The organism is Flavobacterium eburneipallidum (genome assembly GCF_027111355.2).
Classification (GTDB): Bacteria; Bacteroidota; Bacteroidia; order Flavobacteriales; family Flavobacteriaceae; genus Flavobacterium; species Flavobacterium eburneipallidum.
On sequence record NZ_CP114291.2, the window covers coordinates 132,120 to 151,205 of the forward strand.

Consider the following 19,086-nt stretch of genomic DNA (forward strand, 5'->3'; position numbering starts at 1 on the left):
CAAGAGGCTGCATTTTCAGTGCGCAAAGGTAATTTTTTAAAATATAAAAATCAACCCTTTTGTTATAAAAAAAATAATCTCTTTTAAATTAGTCATTTTTATACGTAAAATTAACCGTTTGAATTTGCTAAAAACCAAAAAACCATCACATTAAGCGATGGTTTTAAATATTTAAAATTACCATTTAAGGATTGATTGTCCAAGAAGCAAAATATTGCTGACCTATGGCACCCGCTCCTAATACTTGTGTATATTCTTTGTTACCAATATTTGCTGCTCCAATTTTAATTACTGATTTCAGTTTAGGAAGTCCGTAATTAATTTGAGCATCGACAACAGTAGCTGCATCAATCATACCATCCACCATTGTAGATTGCCACAAATATTCATTATTCCATCTTACGCTGGCATTGAATCCAAAATTTTTGAACAATTTATCATTTCCTACAGAGGCTTTCACTTTGTGTTTTGGTGTATTGAAACCCGCTTCGAAATCGGGATCTTTGGTTTGATCAAAATCAAATTGAGCATAGTTGTAACTCACTCCAAAATCATAATTCCCAAACATTTTTTTAGAAACTCCAATTCCAAAACCTAATGAATGAATTTCTAAAACTGTATTGGTATATAATTGATACGCTCTAAATTGGCTATTAGTCATTGCAAATACAGCTTTATAAGTTTCATCTGCTGCGGGTGTTAAAGCTCCTGTAAAATTAACATTATCACTTGCATCACCATACAATGGAGCCGCAGCATTTGTATTACCAATAAAATTGTTATATGTATTATAATAACCACTAAGGTCGATATTCACATCTTTAATTTGAGAACGATATCCTAATTCAAACGCTTTTACTTCTTCTGGTTTTACATAACCCACATTTGTTTTTTTTAATAAAGGCGCTGCTGCCATTTGTGCTGCCACTAAAGCTGCTGGAGTTGTTGGATTTGCAGCCCTCATCGCCGCACCAAATGCTGTTGCTGATGCTGCTGTAAAAGAGTTTAGATAAGCATTTTCTCCAGTCATAATCGACGTAGTTCCTCCAGCATACAAGTATCCTAATCCCATAGAATTAGCTACAGGCAATGTTTCTGAATAGCGTAATAAATTATCAGGTGCAGAACCAATTAAGACTGCGTTTCCAACATTGAAACCAATATATTGATCTTGTGTAGTAGGATTTCTAAATCCAGTTTGATAAGAAGCTCTTAAATTGTGCTGTTTTTTATCTCCAGCAGCATATCCTAATGATACTCTTGGCGAATAATTTCCGTCAAAATTTTTGGATTTATCATAACGAATAGATCCTGTGAATTTCAATCTATCGTCGATGAATTTTTTTTGAAGTTGTGTGTACACTCCATACTCATTATAATTAATTGGACTATCTGCATCTGTATAAATTCTTCCAAAAGAATTTAATTGATATTGTCTATATGATCCTCCAACTTGAATTTCTCCAAATTTAATAATGTCTTTAAAGTTATAATTAGCATCCGAATGGTAAATTCTAGAATTATCTACCAATTTTGAACCTGTTAATACACTTGGATCGGCAATAACTTGATTAAATGCGTCTTTAAAAGCTGCCGTTCCTGGTATCAATCTACCAATATCTGCCTGACTACGTGCAAAAGCGTGAGAAGCCACAATATTACCTGGAGTTATACCAGAGACTGCGCCTGAATAAGCACCTGCATATTTGGTAATATAATCCGAGAACCAAGTAGCATCTTGTTTCCACTTTCTATTGACATTGATTCCTGTAAATAGCATATCATACGATTTTCCACCGTCTTCAGAAGTAGTGTATCCTCTAACAAAAAAGTTTTTACCTTTTATTTCTAATTTGTGCTGTTGCATAGAAAAATTATTCAAATAATATCTATTCGCTCCTTGATACACTGCATTTCCAAAACCAAACTTACTTTGCCAAATCACTTCAACCCTTTCATCTCCCAAAGGTCTTATATGAAGAGAAAAATCAATCTTGGTATTACTCGCTTTATTATCTGTTAAATCAACCTCATTATATCCTGTTCTAGAAACGACTGTGTTCAAAGAAGGAATTGCCGCAACTAATGATGCTGGAGCTACAGTTGCTAAATTAATTGCTACTTCATCACCATACACATTTAACCCATTATAACTCGGATTAGTTCTGTCATTACTAGTCACCTCTCCATTTTGATATTCATTATAATTAGTAGCATACCAATCTGTTCCTTTCATAAAAGTCATATTCACTTTTGCCGCAAAATACTTGTTGAAAGCATGTGCCATTCGTATTCCAAAATCATGATATTCGTTTGTACCCGCTTCTTTTTGGCTTGTTGCTCCGTATTTTAGATAAGTTGAAATTCCAGGATAAGTAAACGGACTTTTGCTATTCATGAACATAATTCCATTAAAAGCATTGGCACCATATAAAGCAGAAGACGCCCCTGGCAACAACTCAACACTTTGCACATCAATATCAGATACACCAATCATATTTCCTAAAACAAAATTCAGCAACGGAGATGAATTATCCATTCCATCTACCAGTTGCATAAAACGCGTATTGGCAACAGTAGCAAAACCTCTAGTATTTATGGATTTAAAAGTCAAACTACTGGTATTCATTTGCACTTCTTTTAGATTTTCTAGTCCGTCATAAAAAGTTGGTGAAGCTGTTCTTTTAATCTCTTTAATCCCTACTCTTTCAATAGTAACAGGTGATTCTAAAATTCGTTCGGGAGTTCTTGAAGCAGAAACCACTACTTCATCTAGTTTTGTTTCTTCTCCAGAAAGTTTTACACTGACATTTTGTTCATTTGAAGTAACACTCATTTTTTTTGACTCATAACCCACACTGGTTACTTCGATTGTAAAAGGCAATGTTTTTGAGGTATTCAAAGAGAACTTTCCATCTGCATCTGTGACAGATCCAGCATTATCGCCAACAACTTGAATATTAGCACCCGGAACAGGCTGATTGTTAGAATCAGTAACTGAACCTGTAACTTTATTTTGTGCAAAACTAAAGCTGCAAAATAATAGAGATAGAAAAAATAAGTAGGTTTTCATTTTAATTTAGTTTTATGGATTAGCCTAGTAAAAGTAGGAATAATTTTGATATTAATAATCAAAATGCTAAAAAAAATAACAATCAATAAAAAATTATACTTATTTATAATTATTTTATATTAAAGGATTCAACAACCAATAAATTACACCATAAAAAAAGCGAGATAAAATCTCGCTTTTCTAAACCACAACTATAATTTACTACTATTCAACCGTAACTGACTTGGCTAAATTTCGAGGTTGATCTACATTACATTCTCTCATCACTGCAATATGATAAGACAATAATTGCAATGGAATTGTTGTAATCAGTGGTGACAAAGCATCGGATGTTTCTGGAATTTCAATAACATAATCAGCCAGTTCACGTACTTGTGTATCTCCCTTTGTAACAACAGCAATAATAATTCCACTTCTAGATTTAATTTCCTGAATGTTACTTACTATTTTATCATAATGACCTTGTTTTGGTGCAATAACCACTACAGGCATTTGAGCATCAATCAAGGCAATTGGACCGTGTTTCATTTCGGCTGCAGGATATCCTTCGGCGTGGATGTATGAGATTTCTTTTAATTTCAAAGCACCTTCTAATGCAACAGGAAAATTATACCCACGCCCTAAATACAAGCAATTATGTGAATCTTTAAAAACATTCGCTATTTCTTTAGCTCTATCGTTTGTTTCTAATGCTTCTTTTACTTTTTCGGGAATAATTTCTAGTTCCTCTAAATATCTGTGAAAATCGGCGTGAGACAAAGTTCCTTTTGCTTTTGCCAAACGCAAAGCAATCATGGTCAAAACTGTAATTTGGGTTGTAAATGCTTTCGTTGAAGCTACTCCAATCTCTGGACCAGCGTGTGTGTAAGCTCCAGCGTGCGATTCTCTTGAAATAGAAGAACCAACCACATTACAAACTCCAAAAACAAAAGCTCCTTTTTCTTTGGCTAACTTAATCGCTGCCATAGTATCGGCGGTTTCGCCCGATTGAGAAATAGCAATTACCACATCTTTGGAATTGATAATTGGATTTCTGTATCTAAATTCCGAAGCATATTCTACCTCAACTGGAATTCGAGTAAATTCTTCAAACACATATTCGGCAACTAATCCGGCATGCCATGAAGTTCCGCAGGCTACTATTATAATTCTATCGGCGTTGAGGAATTTCTCGATATTGTCTTCAATTCCTGCCATTTGGATAATTCCTTTATTGGCATGAAGTCTTCCTCTGTAAGTATCTTTTATAACGCTTGGCTGCTCATATATTTCTTTCAACATAAAGTGATCGTAACCACCTTTTTCTATTTGCTCCAAATTCATTTGAAGCTCTTGAATATAAGGATCGACTAACGAATCGTCTTTGATTTTTCTGACCTTCATTGGTTTGTGCAACCTAATATTGGCTAACTCACCGTCTTCCAAATAAACAGCATTTGATGTGTACTCGATAAACGGAGAAGCATCAGATGCTATAAAATATTCTCCTTCTCCTACTCCAATTGCCAGTGGACTTCCCAAACGAGCTACCACAATTTCATCTGGATTTTTTTTGTCAAAAACGGCAATAGCATAAGCTCCCACCACTTGGTTTAAGGCTACCTGAACGGCTTTTCCTAGTGTAAGTTTTTCTTTTATTTGAATTTCTTCAATAAGATTTACTAAAACTTCTGTATCAGTATCAGAATGAAATGTATAACCTCTTTTTATTAATTCTTCTTTTAGAGGTGCATAATTTTCGATAATTCCATTGTGAATTATCGCCAAATCACCTGAATTAGAAAGATGCGGATGAGAATTGACATCATTAGGAACCCCATGAGTTGCCCAACGAGTATGCCCCATTCCGATACTTCCGTTTGTAGAAATCTCTTTTGAAGTTTTTTCTTCCAGACTCGAAACTTTTCCTTTTGTTTTAGACAGCTTTAAGTCTGCACCATCATACAACATTACACCTGCGCTATCGTATCCTCGGTATTCCAGTCTTTTGAGACCTTTAATTACAATAGGATAAGCTTCTCTATGACCGATATATCCAACAATTCCACACATAGTTTTGGTTAATTAGGTTTAGTATAATAAATTTCAAGTTTCAATTTTTTGTTCGCATCAGTCGAATTACTTCCGTGAAGAATTGTTCCTAAAGGATTCATAACACTTGTCACTGGTGCTTGTATGAACGATCCACTTGGAGTTTTTAATTTATAAAAGTCAGCAATATTTATATCTTCAGTTACTGCAAGTCCTAATTCTATATTTTTAGCATCGGTATTTTTTACTAGATTTCTAATATGGCTCGTCAGATTGATTCTATAAGAAACTCCTCTTTTTTGAGTAGTTGCGTCTCTTTTTAAATAGCCCCCAAAAGTAAATTTAGAAACATATTTGCTAGTTGAGGCAGCAGCAATAAAATAGTCCAAAATAGTAGCGTTATTAGTAAAATCGTACAAATAAAGTCTTTCTGGCTCATAACTATTTGCCATTGAAGCAGCATCAACAGTCAAAATAAGACTAGCTTGATTAATCAACCATTTGTTTTTTCTAATTCTATCTAATTCGTCTGCTACACCATTTGGAGTGCCAGTTAAACCATCGTCACCGAAATTATCAGGTCCAAAAAGTTTCAACACCGCCATGGAACCTTCTCCCCCTTTTAAGTATAATTTTTCATCACCAAGATCTTTATCGGGAGTATTAATTGCACTCGTGTAAGCCGTATTTGGATTGGTTTTGTCCAACAGACTTGCCGTATTTCCGGTCAGGTTAAGCACAATTGTTTTATCCACTCTTGTTGTTGCAGTAGTTGTAACAAGATCTTCTTTGTACTTAATTGTTATGGTTCCTCTAGCAAAATTCATCATTGCCAAACTTCCTGAATCAGTTCCTGATTGTTCTACTTTGAAATACAATCCATTCAAATGACGTTTGAAAGCTTCATTAGTCACTAATGCACTAGCAGGAGCATTCAATATTTTATTCTTGAAAAAATCATTATTCAATCTCAAACGCATACTCGGAGTCCCATAGGTTTTTGTTGTTACATTATCAACAGTTGTTGAGAAAACATGCTGTTTAGGATTAAAGAAAAATTCATCATTTTGAGATTTATCAGTAGCATCATTCAAACGGTCTCCAATTTTTTTACCATCAAATTCAGTGTTTTGATTGGTATAAAAAAGTTGACCCACTCCTGTTTGCTGTCCCATATAGCGACCTGATTCGTATATACTTAATTTTATTTTTGCCTTATCAGCTCCATAAATTGAATCTAAAACATAAGTATTGCCTGCTGCAACACCTGCAGCTGTAATTGAAGTTGTTTTAGTAACATCCACAAAATAAGGAATATCTATAACCACACTATCTATAACAGCATTAACCCCTATAACAGGACTTACTGTTGCCAAAGCCACTTCTGTAGCAAAACTAGCTGTTGTTTTTTCAAAAGCGGTATTGTTGTAAATCCCCAAAGCATTTATTGGAAGATTATTAGATTGGATGGGACTTATTTCTTGATTGTAAGCAACGACACTAAAATTTTCACTATCTAAATCAAAATGGTTTTCACCAATTAAGCCCTCGCCGATTTCATTATAATCTTTGTCGCAAGAAATGAAAAGACCAATACTTACAGATAGCAAAAGAGCTTTGAACAAATTATTATTACACATATTCAATGGGAAATATTTTAAATTTATAGAACAGAATTTTTATAGAAATTAGTATATGCCTCGGCAAATTTATCTTTCGGGGCGAAAGGTAAAAAAGGTTTGCCTGAAGATTCTATAAATTTTGTTAAACTTGGAGATACCTGCTCTGAAGCAATAATCACAGCATCAGAATGGGCAATGGTAGCTTTCATAATATTCTCGTAATCTGGAGATTCTAAATCTAAAACACTATCATTCGGTACTCCGTCAAACTTTACTTTATTGATCATTTCTTTATCCAAAGTTCCGTCAAAAGACTGACCGTAAACCGAAGTTACAATTTTAGTTTCCGAAAATAAAGCTTCATTTTTATAATAATGTTTCATGTAAATAGGCAACATTCCTGCAAGCCAACCATGAACGTGAATTATATCAGGAACCCAATTCAGTTTTTTTACCGTTTCGACAACACCTTTGGCAAAGAAAATAGCACGCTCATCATTGTCAGGATACAAAACTCCATCTTCATCCGTAAACGTAGCTTTTCTCTTAAAATATTCGTCGTTGTCTATAAAATAAACTTGTATTCTTTCTTTTGGGATTGATGCTACTTTTATAATCAAAGGCATATCCAAATCATTTACTACCAAATTCATTCCCGAAAGACGAATTACTTCATGCAATTGATGTCTTCTCTCGTTAATATTACCATATCTTGGCATGAAAATTCTTATTTGTCCTCCTTGATTATTTATCATTTTCGGCACTTCATAAGACATTGAAGACACCTCATTTTCAGCTAGATAAGGCACAACTTCAGATGATACATACAATATCCTCTTATCTTCCATATTGAAATTTACTTAATTATTGGCAATAAAAACCGAGCAAAATTACAAAATTTTATGCAGTTATAGACTAAAATATTAAGTTTGCAAACTATTTCAACAAAACACAGATGCAAATTTTCAACGGGAAAGCCGCTTTGAAAGATTATTTAAAATCGATTAAAACGAGTAATTCTACTATTGGTTTTGTGCCAACGATGGGTGCTTTACACCAAGGTCATTTATCATTGATGCAGCAATCTATGCAGGAAAATCAGGCTACGGTGGTGAGTATTTTTGTAAATCCGACTCAATTTAACAATCCCGAAGACCTAGAAAAATACCCAAGAACACTAGAGGAAGATGTTAAAAAAATAGCAGCTTTAAATCCAGAAATAATTGTTTTTGCTCCCACTGTAGAAGATATTTATGAAGGTCAAACGGTGTCAGAATCCTTCGATTTCGATGGACTAGAAAACCAAATGGAAGGAAAATTCAGACCTGGTCATTTTAATGGAGTAGGAACTATTGTAAAACGTCTTTTTGAAATTGTAGAACCGACTAACGCTTACTTTGGTGAAAAAGATTTTCAGCAGTTGCAAATTGTGAAGAAAATGGTAGCTAAAAATAACTTAAACGTCAATGTAATAGGTTGTCCAATTCATAGAGAACCCAATAAATTGGCGATGAGTTCGAGAAACGCCCGTTTAACTCCCAAAGAAAAAGAAGAAGCAGGCATTATCTACAAAACGTTACTAGAAGCCAAAGCCAAATTCGAAAATAATAGTGCAAATGCTGTGACCAATTGGGTTAAAAAATCATTTGAAAAAAACCCTGATTTCCAATTAGAATATTTTCAAATTGCCGATGAGAAGACGCTTTTGCCTTGTTTAAAAAAAGTTAAAAACAAAAAATACCGTGCTTTTATAGCCGTATTTGTCAATAATATTCGATTGATTGACACCATTTCATTAAATTAATTTACTTTTGCAAAATGCAAATACAAGTTGTAAAATCAAAAATCCACCGAGTAAAAGTAACTGGCGCCGATCTTAATTATATCGGTAGCATTACTATTGACGAAGCATTAATGGAAGCTTCCAATATCATTGAAGGCGAAAAAGTGTCTATCGTAAACATCAATAATGGCGAACGATTTGAAACCTACGCAATCAAAGGCGAAAAAAATTCAGGCGAAATAACCCTAAACGGACCAGCTGCCCGAAAAGTGCAAAAAGACGATATCATCATCATCATTTCGTATGCTACATTAGACTTTGAAGAAGCCAAAACCTTCAAACCTTGGATACTTTTTCCTAACGAAAAGGATAATTCACTGACATAAAATCTTCGGCCACCAATTACACTAATTGTCACTAATTTTTTAAAATTAAAAAATTGAATTACATTGATTTTATCAATTTAAAAATTCGTGCAATTGAAAACGAATTAAAATTCGTGTAAATTCGAGTAATTCGTGTTTGAAAATTGTAAATGAGAATACCTTATTTATAGATTCTGTTATCAATAAAAACAAATAAAGCAGTATATTGCTCCTTTATTTGACCAAAAATTTCTACTGAAATTAATCTTGAAAACATGAAACAACTATTCCTTTTATTGCTTTTTTCGGCAACTGTTTTTTCTCAAAAAACCACTGAAACCTTCGTTTCGACTAAATTAGGCGAAAGCAGAGAAATTACCATCGGATTACCAGCTTCTTACGAACAAAACAAAAGCAAACAATACCCAATCCTTGTTTTACTAGACGGAGATTATTTATTTGATCCTTTTTTTGGTGCTTTGAATTATGGTGCATATTGGGACGATTTGCCCGAAACCATCATCATTGGCATTAGCCAAAACAAAAATGACGAAAGAACCGCTGACAGTAATTATGACGATTTAAACGGTGTTCCTTCCGAAAAAGGAGCTAAATTTTTTGAATTTATCGGTGCAGAATTGCTTCCATATATCGAAAAAAAATACCGCATCGCTCCCTTCCGAATGATTGCGGGACACGACACTACCGCTGGTTTTTTGAACTTTTATCTCTACAAAGACAACCCTGTATTTAATGGCTACATTTCATTAAGTCCTGAATTGGCACCAGAAATGGATGTTCGAATTGCTGATATGCTTTCCAAAATTAAAAAACCTGTTTTTTATTATCAATCTACCGCCGATGGCGACATGAAAGAAATCTTGGAAGATGCCAAAAAACTGGATGCCAACATCAAATCGGTGACCAATACCATGCTCAATTACAAATACGATCATTTTAATGGAGCTAACCATTATTCATCAGTTCTATACTCGATTCCGAATGCGTTGTACCAATTTTTTGATTGTTACAAACCCATTTCGGTAGCAGAATTCAACTCAAAAATTGCCATTCTTCCCAATAACTTCGTTAAATATTTGACCGATAAATACGACGGAATTGAAAAAACATTAGGCTACAAAGTCCCAATAAGAACCTCTGATTTCAAAGCCATTGAAGCTGCCATTTTAAAAAACAAAGCGTATGCTGAATTAGACGAATTGGCTCAAATTGCTCAAAAAAATTATCCCAAATCAATGTTAGCTGACTATGAATTGGGCTTAATGTTCGAAAAACTGGGCGACACCAAAAGAGCTGCAAAATCGTATCAAAAAGCATCTCAATTAGAAGAAATTGGCAACTTGTCAAAAGATATGATGCTAGAAAAATTTGACGAAATGCAAAGTTTAACACCAAAAAAGAAATAATGGCTAAAGTAAAAACTACCTTTTTTTGCCAAAATTGTGGTGCCCAATATTCTAAATGGCAAGGACAATGCAATTCTTGTAAAGAATGGAACACCATAGCCGAAGAAATTATCCAAAAAGAAGAAAAAGTAGCTTGGAAAAGTGAATCAGGATCTACTTCTAAAGCTCCAAAACCTTTACGAATTAACGAAATTGACTCCACTCAAGAAATCCGAATGGATACGACTGACGGGGAACTCAATCGCGTTTTGGGTGGCGGAATTGTTCCAGGTTCTTTAATCCTTTTGGGTGGCGAACCTGGTATTGGAAAAAGTACACTTTTACTTCAAATTTCTTTAAAATTACCCTACAAAACTCTATATGTTTCGGGCGAAGAAAGCCAAAAACAAATAAAAATGCGTGCCGAAAGAATCACGCCAAATGGAGACAATTGCTACATTCTGACCGAAACCAAAACCCAGAATATCTTTAAACAAATTGAAGCCATTGAACCCGAAATCGTCATTATCGATTCCATTCAAACGCTTCATACGGATTATATCGAATCGACTCCAGGAAGTATTTCTCAAATTCGGGAAACCACTGCCGAACTAATCAAATTTGCCAAAGAAACCAATATTCCAGTTATTTTGATTGGTCATATTACCAAAGACGGAAACATTGCCGGCCCCAAAATTTTGGAACACATGGTCGATACGGTTTTACAATTTGAAGGCGATAGAAATCATGTGTATCGCATTTTGCGTTCGCATAAAAACCGTTTTGGTTCTACTGCCGAAATTGGAATTTATGAAATGCTGGGCAATGGTTTGCGAGAAGTTTCCAACCCTTCAGAAATATTGATTTCACACAAAGACGAGGAATTATCCGGAACCGCCATCGCAACAACCCTCGAAGGAATGCGCCCGCTGATGATAGAAATTCAATCTTTGGTTAGTACCGCAGTTTACGGAACACCGCAACGCAGCACCACGGGTTACAACGCCAAAAGACTCAACATGATTTTAGCCGTTTTAGAAAAAAGAGCAGGTTTCCGATTGGGAGCCAAAGACGTTTTCTTGAATGTAACTGGCGGCATTTCAGTAGATGATCCCGCTATTGATTTGGCTGTTGTCGCCGCCATTTTATCCTCTAACGAAGATATTCCGGTAAATAAAGATTTTTGTTTTGCTGGTGAAGTTGGACTTTCGGGGGAAATTCGTCCTGTAAACCGCGTGGATCAACGCATTCAAGAAGCTGAAAAACTGGGATTTTCGACTATTTTTGTTTCCAAATACAATAAAATCGCCTTGAAAAATAGCATCATAAAAATACGATTGGTGGCGAAAATTGAAGATGTGGCGAGTGAATTGTTCGGATAAAATATGATATATCATGCCAAAAGGACCAGAAAAAAACACCAAAAACAAGGCTTTACATACCAAATTGCTTAATCGAAAAAAGGCTAAATTACAAGAAGAGAAAAAAGAAAAAGCCTTGCGATTGAAAGCTCTAGTAGCAAAAATAAATTAGAAAAAGGAATAGTACTAAAACCTTTGTCAAAGTTTTGAACTTTGACAAAGGTTGCAAAGTCTAAAGATAATTTCGTTTCTGTTTTTATTTAACAGCAATTTGCCCAAAATCTAAACACAAAACCTATGGAATTCGGTAGAATAATTGTTTCGGAAACAGCTTTTAATACTGAAAATCTTCAGGATGTGATTCACTCTAATATTTCGGTTATCAACTTGATGCGTGAGGAAAAAATCGACGACGAATTCATTCACGAAGATGCGTTGATGAGCTATTATTTGGACTATTATTACTCTCAATATGTAGCTGGAAACTTTGCTCAATTTGTACATCATTCGGGTTGGAATTCCGAATTGAACGAATTGATTGAAGAAGGTTTAGCCTTAATTGGTGCCGAAAAACACTTGGAATTATTTCAACAATTATCCAAAAAAGTAAAATTAATGAGTAGTGTTAAGCTCAATAAATTCTTGAACGGAAAACTAGAAGGCGTAAATCCAACTAGAGATTTACTCATCAACGATACTTTTTTTGAAATTGAAGAAAATCTAATCACTTTGAATGCTAATTTTTTGAAATCACATCCTGATTTTGAAGTTCTTTCCGTGGATGAAATGTTTGCCGCATTAGAAGAATTCGTTGGTCACGAAATTAAAAGAACCTAATGTCAGTCTTAAAAAGCAAATTTCAACTGCACTACAACTGTTTTTTTTTCTTCGGTATTCAAATTACTCAAAGAAATTCCTAGCAACCGAACAGAATCTTTCATTCGTTCTTGAAACAAAAGTTCTTTCACACTTTCGAGAATCAATCCTTTGTCTGAAATAAAATAAGGCAAAGTTTTACTTCGGGTTTGCTGGGTAAAGTCGCTGTATTTTATTTTGAGTGTAACAGTCTTTCCGGCAACATTGTTTTTTTTCAATCTTCTTTCCAATGATGTGGCAATTTTTTCCAGTTGTTCCAGCATAAAAATCTCCGAAGATAGATTGACATCAAACGTATGTTCGGCCGCCACAGATTTAGTTATTCGATCTGATTTTACAGGACTGTTATGAATGCCTCGTACCACATTATAGTAGAAATTGCCTGATTTTCCGAAATGTTTTTCTAAAAATTCTAATGATTTGGATTTTAATTCCAATCCTGTGAAGATTCCTAATTGGTACATTTTTTCGGTAGTAACTTTCCCTACTCCATAAAATTTGCGAATGGGCAAAACTTCCAAAAAAGGAATCACCTCATCGGGATTGACTGTTTTCTGACCATTGGGTTTGTTGTAATCACTGGCAATTTTGGCCACAAATTTATTGACTGAAATTCCAGCGGAAGCCGTAAGACCTACTTCATTCAAAATGCGTAATCTTATTTCTTGTGCCAATAGAGAGGCACTCGGATTACCTTTTTTGTTGGTCGTAACATCTAAATAAGCTTCGTCTAATGACAAGGGTTCAACCAAATCAGTATATTCATGGAATATCTTGTGAATTTTTTGGGATATTTCTTTGTAGCGGTCAAATCTAGGGCGTACAAAAATCAATTCAGGACAAAATTTCTTGGCTAAAGTGCCACTTATAGCACTTCGAACTCCAAATTTTCGAGCTTCATAACTTGCTGCTGATACAACTCCACGATTTTCTGCTCCGCCAACAGCAATGGGTTTTCCGCGCAAATCGGGATTGTCCATTTGCTCTACCGAAGCATAAAAAGCATCCATATCGATGTGTATGATTTTTCTATTTGGTATGGATTCAAGCATGAAACAAAATTAGGTAAAATCTTTTTTGAAGTGTAAAAAGTAGATAAAAGTTGAAGGCATTCGTTTTTAAAAAAAGTTTGACACAAATTTCACAAATTAGCACGAATAACAAAGTACTTAAATTTCACGAACACTTAAAATTTGAAAATTTATGTCAATAAATCTTAAAGGCGAATGCCCTGATAAAAGATGATAGACAAAGAAATGAAATAAATAGAGAAAGGCTTTTTAGTTCATTGTTGTCCGATTAAATTTTATGAATATTAAACAGGTCGCTCCTATGGAGCTTTATTCAAAAAAAACTATTTTCTACAAACAGTTAGCTCCTAACGGAGCTTTTTCTAGTGCCATCGGGACGTACTGTTTGTAGAAAAAAATGTGCCACCAAAAACAAGCTTCAGCGGAGCGAACTGTTCGTTTATACAATAAACAATGAGGGTTCAGAATTTAATTTATGGTTTTATCGGACAACAATGTTTTTGTTATAGCAATTTCAGAAAATTGCATATTATGTTGTACCCGAGGATTATTTGTGCTTTTCTGAAATAAAAAAAGTTTATTGAAAAGAATTTCAATAAACTTTCGGCAACATCATATTTTATAATACCTAACAGCGTTTTTACCAACTATTTTTGACTATTAAACCTTAATTGTTAAGTAATTAATTTTTTATAATTTTAAAAGTAGTTGCTCCGGTTAGGTTAGTTTTTAACAAATACACTCCAGCAGGCTTAGTAGTTAAATCTATAGTAAATCTATTTCCATTTAAAACGTGTTTCTGTTTTGCAATTAAAACTCCATTTATAGTGTACAATTCGCTTTCAACATCGCCAATAAAAGTAGGTAAATCTATGTTGAAAACGTCTTTTGATGGGTTTGGATATACTTTTATCAACTCTTGTGGTTTGTTTTGAACCACGTTCAAAGAGGATTGACTATTAACTAATTTAATATTTGGTGAAGGTGGTGTATCCATACCTCCTCCAAAATAAAAACCAAGATTTGGAGGTTGATTGTAGGACATGTTTTGCCATGCAACTGCAAGCCTATAATTTGGATCATGCATCAATGTGTACATTCTTTGATTTGTTTGAAAGGGCGTTACAAAAACAACCATACCCGTATTGTCACTTCGTCTGTAAATAATCTCCTCACGCCAATCACCCAATATATCAGCCATCAAACAAGGATTGGATTTTGTTGAATTATTATCGCTAATTGGTGCTAAATTGTAAAGTGTAGCTATTCTGTCAGTTCCTGTACCATTCCATTTGTTTATTACAGTTCGGTCTAATAATTCACGTTGTACATCACCGTTCCACCAAACCCCAAAATTATAGGTTGCTCCGCCACCAGCAGTAACTGGCAATGTGGTTGATATAAGCGCTCCTGTACAGCTACGAAGACCTGAACCATCAGAACCCCACACTTCCATACCTTTGTAATTTGGGTCTATATCGGCGGTCATGCATCTTCCAATATCTCCGCTTGTCCAACTTGCCCATTGAACCGCGCCTGTTGCTGCATTTCTTAACGCTAGACCAGGTCTTGTTGTGCCATTAGCCGTTTCGAAGCAACTAAAATTTTCTAAACCTGGAATATCAGGATTGATATCTGCCAAATGAGAAGAATCGCCATGTCCAAAAGTAGTGGAATAAAGTCCTTTACCGTATTCGTCTATTGCCATTGCGCCATAGGTTATTTCGTCTCTGCCATCGCCATCAACATCGCCAACAGAAAGATTATGATTTCCTTGACTTGCATAGGTCGAAGCTACACCGTTTGGACTACTATCCCAAGCCCATCGCTTCGTTAATGTATTGGCACTAAAATCCCAAGCTTCAATTTTTATTCGATGGTAAATTCCTCTACCTATTATTATACTTGGATTTATGCCATCTAAATAAGCTACAGACATCATGCATTTTGTTGCTCTATGCCCTAATTGTGAATTATTCATGCCAGCAGTCCCCCATTGTGAGAGTGGGTCACGGGCAATATAATTAGCCCATGCAATTTCTTCTCCTGTGGTTCCTTTGAAAACAGAGATGTAATCAGGGCCATGAATTCTATAATATGATGAATTTAAAACTGCTGTTGATCGGTAACTCAATTGGCCGTCACCATTTCTATCGCCAATTACATTGCCTACTCCATCCGTAAACGAATCTGATGTCCTTGTAATTACTTCAGCTTTGCCATCGTTATCAAGATCATAAACTAAAAAATTAATTTCTACCGTATTTATCACGTTAGGGCCTAAATTAATAGCCCACATAAATGTACCATCAAGTTTATACGCCTCTAAAAAATGATAATTTGTGGAGCTAATATTTTCGTCATTTGCGAGTCTTTTAACAACAATTTCATATTGACCGTCACCATCCAAATCACCAACAGACGCATCATTTATATTATAATCGGTATGAACACCATTAATTGACCTTACTGGAATTGTGAAGAAATTTTGCCCTTTAATACCTGACGCAACAGAAAGTGCCTGTTCTGTACCGTTAATGACTGCCGCAACTCTATAAGTTTGGTTGGCACTATTTGTATCAGTATAGTTTGAGGTATTTAAGTTTGAAGCAATTAATACATTTTCGCGATAAAGGTTGTAAGTAGCATTTTGGCTGTATTCATTACCAGGAATCCTCCAACTTACAAGCACAGAATTAGTACCTGTTCGCATGGCAATTATGCCTCTATCTAGATTTTCCATATAACGCTGTCCGAAAAGAGAACAACTCCACAGTGTAATTAGCCAAATTAGTGAACTGTTTACCATTAGCTTACTAAATATACTTTTGGATTTAAATCGAAAAAAAGACAAGCAATTGCTATTAGTAAATTTTGCTTTCATTTGCATACAGTATTTATGAATAATTGAAAAATAAGGTTCTACTGGATTTTGTGTGATAATTAAAATAATCAAAAAAAACATTTAGAACGTTAAGAAAATTAAGTTTTGCAGTTTGTTTATTCGCATTAGCTTAACAAACTTAATGTTCCTGATGGTTTAAAGTTTCACACAAAAACCCCTGAAGAACCAAAAATAAAATTATGGTTTCTATTTTGTAACAGTTTTTTCAAACCTTTGCTCAAAATAAAATTACTTGAATTTTAAGATTGAAAAAATCAATTTATGAAAATTATCGACATAATATTGCGTAAAGTTCATTAAAACTGAATCTTCAACTATCCTGCACCTACCTGCAATAATCCATATATTACAGTTAAATTTAGTCTATGTTCTATCAGATGATGAAAAAAAGGCTAACTTCAATATAATAATTCAACCAAGAATGCCTCGAATTATTGCTAATTTTTACTGACAAAATCATTGTGTGGCGGACGGTATTTTATAGTTTTACTAATTAAATAGTGAGCTACACGCATCAAGATTAATGACATTCTATATTATTTGCCTTCCTCGACATGCAAATAATTTTCGACCACAACGGATTTGACTTTCTTTTCGGTTGGAAAAAAGAAACTAAAAGGTTTGGATTTGAAATGATTCCAAATCGAAGCAGTTACAAATCGCAATTCGAATAATGGAATGGCTCGCGAACGAAATGCTAATCCCAAAGAAAGACTAAAACTCACCATAAAATTGACCAATCCTATAATTCCAATACCAAAAATACCCCAAAACAACATCGAATCACTAACTTCATAATTGGCTCCATACATTCCTAAAGCTAAATTTCCGCTCACAAAAGTTATGTGTCGAATATCCAGATTGAGCCCTAAAAACAAACCGATAGAAGCGGTGCTGCCCATGAAAACTCCAAACCAAAAATTAGAAATAATACCCGCCCATTTTTTTTCGTATAATTTGGCAAACTTTAATGTGCGCACTTTTCCGAAACTTTTCTTCAATACAGGATGTTCAGCAATACGAAAATAAACCTGATTGTGTTTGTCTCTATTAGCAATACTTCCCGAGATGATTCCAGACAAAAACAAAAACAAACCAGCAATTGCTGCGTGAAAAATCGCCAAGGAATGGACTGGGCTAATATCAGTGATTAATTTTTGCCACTTGGTAGCCGCAATATTATAATCAAAAGCATAATCGATGAGCCAAATTCCTAACAAAGATATTGGAAAAGCCATAATCACATTGCCCACAAAAGCGATGAACTGTGACCGAAATACTCGTGCAAAAAGAATAGCAAAAGCGTTGTATTTTTCGGTTTTTTTGCCTTGCTTCAACTCGCCCTCTTCCAAGGCTTTAATCAATGCCGAAGCAGTCATGGCAGGCTGTTTTGTCGCCAAGGTAAAACCCAAAATATAAATAATAATAAATCCAAAAGCATAATTCATGCTGTATAGAAAGGCATGACCAAAAATACTGGTATCCACTTTAGAAAGCAGTACTTTAATAATACACAAAATTCCCACAATAAAACCACCTCCTAATGCATTCCAAAACATTTTAAAATATTCATTTCGAGTTTCGGTAATGTATTTTTCGCCAGTCTTTGCTGTGTGTTGGGTAATTTCATAAGAAATCAACTGAATACTTTCGGCAATGAATTTTCGAACATTATTCTTGTAACAATTGAATTTTATTAGTTGTACAACCAATGCAATTTCATTGTTTTTTTTATCCATTTCAGAATCGACAATAAACAGGGAAATTAAAAATTTCAATCTATCTAATTGTTGTTTTATTTTCAATAAATTCTGATTGACCCGAAGCGAAATACCATATTTGGAACTGTTATGAAATGCTTTTTCTACAAATCCTTCGCAATGTTGGTGTAAAACTAATAGTTGAGCATAAGACAAATCATCTGACGAGATATAATGTTTGTCGGCTCTATTGATTTCATCTTCGATAAGAAATAATTCTTTTTCGAATGCCGAAAAGGGACTTTCATAATCATCAAATTCAGGCACCATTTTTATCACATCTGTTTCCAGCGCACGACCACTGATTCGTTGTGTAATTAAGTGGGTTGCTACTAATAATTCTGAAAAAACCGAATTCGCTTCGGCGTTTTCATACATCGATTCGAACCCCAAAATATCATATAATTCAACTAATTGCTCCATTAGAATTTTATCTATCCAGGTGCCATCGTTGGCTAGGTAAAAAACCTGATTCAGAACATATTCTAGTGTATCTTTTTGAGGTTGATACGGCAAAAATTTAGCGAAGATTCTTTTTTTGACTTCAAAAATAAAATCCACATCTTGCAAAATGGCAGCATCAGTAAGTATTTTGTTAAATTTTCTGTTCTTTAAAACTTCTTTTAAATAGATAGAAAATTGTATTCGATAAGAGTAATTTGCTTTCAAAAAGAGTATTATTTCTTTCAAATCTACTCTTTCTGTATATTTAGTATTCAGTGGACGAATCAATCTAATTAATTCAATCAAAGGCTCTAATTGATCTTCTTTTTGGCGCCAAGACTGACTTTCTCCAAAAAAATCAGTTATCAATCCTGTTATTGTAGGTTTTTGTTTTGCTTTGAAAAGTGACTTCATAAATTGGATTGCATT

The 19,086-nt window shown here is 34.4% G+C and carries 13 protein-coding genes; 6 read left to right on the forward strand and 7 right to left on the reverse strand.

Features of this window, described 5'->3' with window-relative positions; all coding sequences use genetic code 11:
* Positions 1–184 precede the first annotated feature (184 nt).
* From OZP15_RS00550 to OZP15_RS00565, 4 genes are all read right to left on the reverse strand, one after another.
* A complete protein-coding gene (locus OZP15_RS00550) occupies positions 185–3,073 on the reverse strand; it encodes a TonB-dependent receptor domain-containing protein (RefSeq protein WP_281336705.1) in 2,889 nt (962 codons plus the stop codon).
* A gap of 204 nt (positions 3,074–3,277) precedes the next feature.
* Positions 3,278–5,125 carry a glutamine--fructose-6-phosphate transaminase (isomerizing) gene (glmS, locus tag OZP15_RS00555; RefSeq protein WP_281336706.1) on the reverse strand — a complete coding sequence of 616 codons (1,848 nt, stop codon included), beginning with the start codon at positions 5,123–5,125 and terminating at the stop codon, positions 3,278–3,280.
* An 8-nt stretch (positions 5,126–5,133) separates the two neighbouring features.
* On the reverse strand, positions 5,134–6,744 hold the full coding sequence (gene bamH / locus OZP15_RS00560) for a BamH family beta-barrel-assembly machinery protein (RefSeq protein WP_269226553.1): 1,611 nt from the start codon (positions 6,742–6,744) through the stop codon (positions 5,134–5,136).
* Positions 6,745–6,767: 23 nt separating this feature from the next.
* Entirely contained in the window at positions 6,768–7,574 is an 807-nt protein-coding gene (locus OZP15_RS00565) for a glycogen/starch synthase (protein WP_269226554.1), read from the reverse strand.
* A gap of 107 nt (positions 7,575–7,681) precedes the next feature.
* Between OZP15_RS00565 and panC the strand changes: the two genes are divergently transcribed.
* The 6 genes from panC (at position 7,682) to OZP15_RS00595 (ending at position 12,478) form a co-directional block, all read left to right on the forward strand.
* On the forward strand, positions 7,682–8,530 hold the full coding sequence (gene panC, locus OZP15_RS00570; protein WP_269226555.1) for a pantoate--beta-alanine ligase: 849 nt from the start codon (positions 7,682–7,684) through the stop codon (positions 8,528–8,530).
* Between the two features lie 14 nt (positions 8,531–8,544).
* A complete protein-coding gene (panD, locus tag OZP15_RS00575; protein WP_281336707.1) occupies positions 8,545–8,895 on the forward strand; it encodes an aspartate 1-decarboxylase in 351 nt (116 codons plus the stop codon).
* A gap of 254 nt (positions 8,896–9,149) precedes the next feature.
* Entirely contained in the window at positions 9,150–10,301 is a 1,152-nt protein-coding gene (locus tag OZP15_RS00580; protein ID WP_281336708.1) for an alpha/beta hydrolase, read from the forward strand.
* On the forward strand, positions 10,301–11,662 hold the full coding sequence (radA, locus tag OZP15_RS00585) for a DNA repair protein RadA (protein WP_269226558.1): 1,362 nt from the start codon (positions 10,301–10,303) through the stop codon (positions 11,660–11,662). The genes OZP15_RS00580 and radA overlap by 1 nt, the downstream gene beginning before the upstream one ends.
* A gap of 13 nt (positions 11,663–11,675) precedes the next feature.
* A complete protein-coding gene (locus OZP15_RS00590; RefSeq protein WP_281336709.1) occupies positions 11,676–11,813 on the forward strand; it encodes a hypothetical protein in 138 nt (45 codons plus the stop codon).
* A gap of 125 nt (positions 11,814–11,938) precedes the next feature.
* Entirely contained in the window at positions 11,939–12,478 is a 540-nt protein-coding gene (locus tag OZP15_RS00595; RefSeq protein ID WP_269226559.1) for a DMP19 family protein, read from the forward strand.
* 8 nt (positions 12,479–12,486) lie between these two features.
* Here the strand turns inward: OZP15_RS00595 and dinB are convergent, their stop codons facing one another.
* The 3 genes from dinB to OZP15_RS00610 form a co-directional block, all read right to left on the reverse strand.
* Positions 12,487–13,569 carry a DNA polymerase IV gene (gene dinB, locus OZP15_RS00600; RefSeq protein WP_269226560.1) on the reverse strand — a complete coding sequence of 361 codons (1,083 nt, stop codon included), beginning with the start codon at positions 13,567–13,569 and terminating at the stop codon, positions 12,487–12,489.
* 661 nt (positions 13,570–14,230) lie between these two features.
* Complete coding sequence (locus OZP15_RS00605) at positions 14,231–16,291, reverse strand: rhamnogalacturonan lyase family protein (protein ID WP_281336710.1); 2,061 nt, start codon at positions 16,289–16,291, stop codon at positions 14,231–14,233.
* Between the two features lie 698 nt (positions 16,292–16,989).
* Positions 16,990–19,071: a recombinase gene (locus OZP15_RS00610; RefSeq protein WP_281336711.1), complete on the reverse strand. Its 2,082-nt coding sequence runs from the start codon at positions 19,069–19,071 to the stop codon at positions 16,990–16,992.
* Positions 19,072–19,086 lie beyond the last annotated feature (15 nt).

Excerpts from the sequence above, each read along its gene's own strand:
- OZP15_RS00550 (WP_281336705.1), bottom strand. The coding sequence starts at position 3,073 with ATGAAAACCTACTTATTTTTTCTATCTCTATTATTTTGCAGCTTTAGT.
- glmS (WP_281336706.1), bottom strand. The coding sequence starts at position 5,125 with ATGTGTGGAATTGTTGGATATATCGGTCATAGAGAAGCTTATCCTATT.
- bamH (WP_269226553.1), bottom strand. The coding sequence starts at position 6,744 with ATGTGTAATAATAATTTGTTCAAAGCTCTTTTGCTATCTGTAAGTATT.
- OZP15_RS00565 (WP_269226554.1), bottom strand. The coding sequence starts at position 7,574 with ATGGAAGATAAGAGGATATTGTATGTATCATCTGAAGTTGTGCCTTAT.
- panC (WP_269226555.1), top strand. The coding sequence starts at position 7,682 with ATGCAAATTTTCAACGGGAAAGCCGCTTTGAAAGATTATTTAAAATCG.
- panD (WP_281336707.1), top strand. The coding sequence starts at position 8,545 with ATGCAAATACAAGTTGTAAAATCAAAAATCCACCGAGTAAAAGTAACT.
- OZP15_RS00580 (WP_281336708.1), top strand. The coding sequence starts at position 9,150 with ATGAAACAACTATTCCTTTTATTGCTTTTTTCGGCAACTGTTTTTTCT.
- radA (WP_269226558.1), top strand. The coding sequence starts at position 10,301 with ATGGCTAAAGTAAAAACTACCTTTTTTTGCCAAAATTGTGGTGCCCAA.
- OZP15_RS00590 (WP_281336709.1), top strand. The coding sequence starts at position 11,676 with ATGCCAAAAGGACCAGAAAAAAACACCAAAAACAAGGCTTTACATACC.
- OZP15_RS00595 (WP_269226559.1), top strand. The coding sequence starts at position 11,939 with ATGGAATTCGGTAGAATAATTGTTTCGGAAACAGCTTTTAATACTGAA.
- dinB (WP_269226560.1), bottom strand. The coding sequence starts at position 13,569 with ATGCTTGAATCCATACCAAATAGAAAAATCATACACATCGATATGGAT.
- OZP15_RS00605 (WP_281336710.1), bottom strand. The coding sequence starts at position 16,291 with ATGGAAAATCTAGATAGAGGCATAATTGCCATGCGAACAGGTACTAAT.
- OZP15_RS00610 (WP_281336711.1), bottom strand. The coding sequence starts at position 19,071 with ATGAAGTCACTTTTCAAAGCAAAACAAAAACCTACAATAACAGGATTG.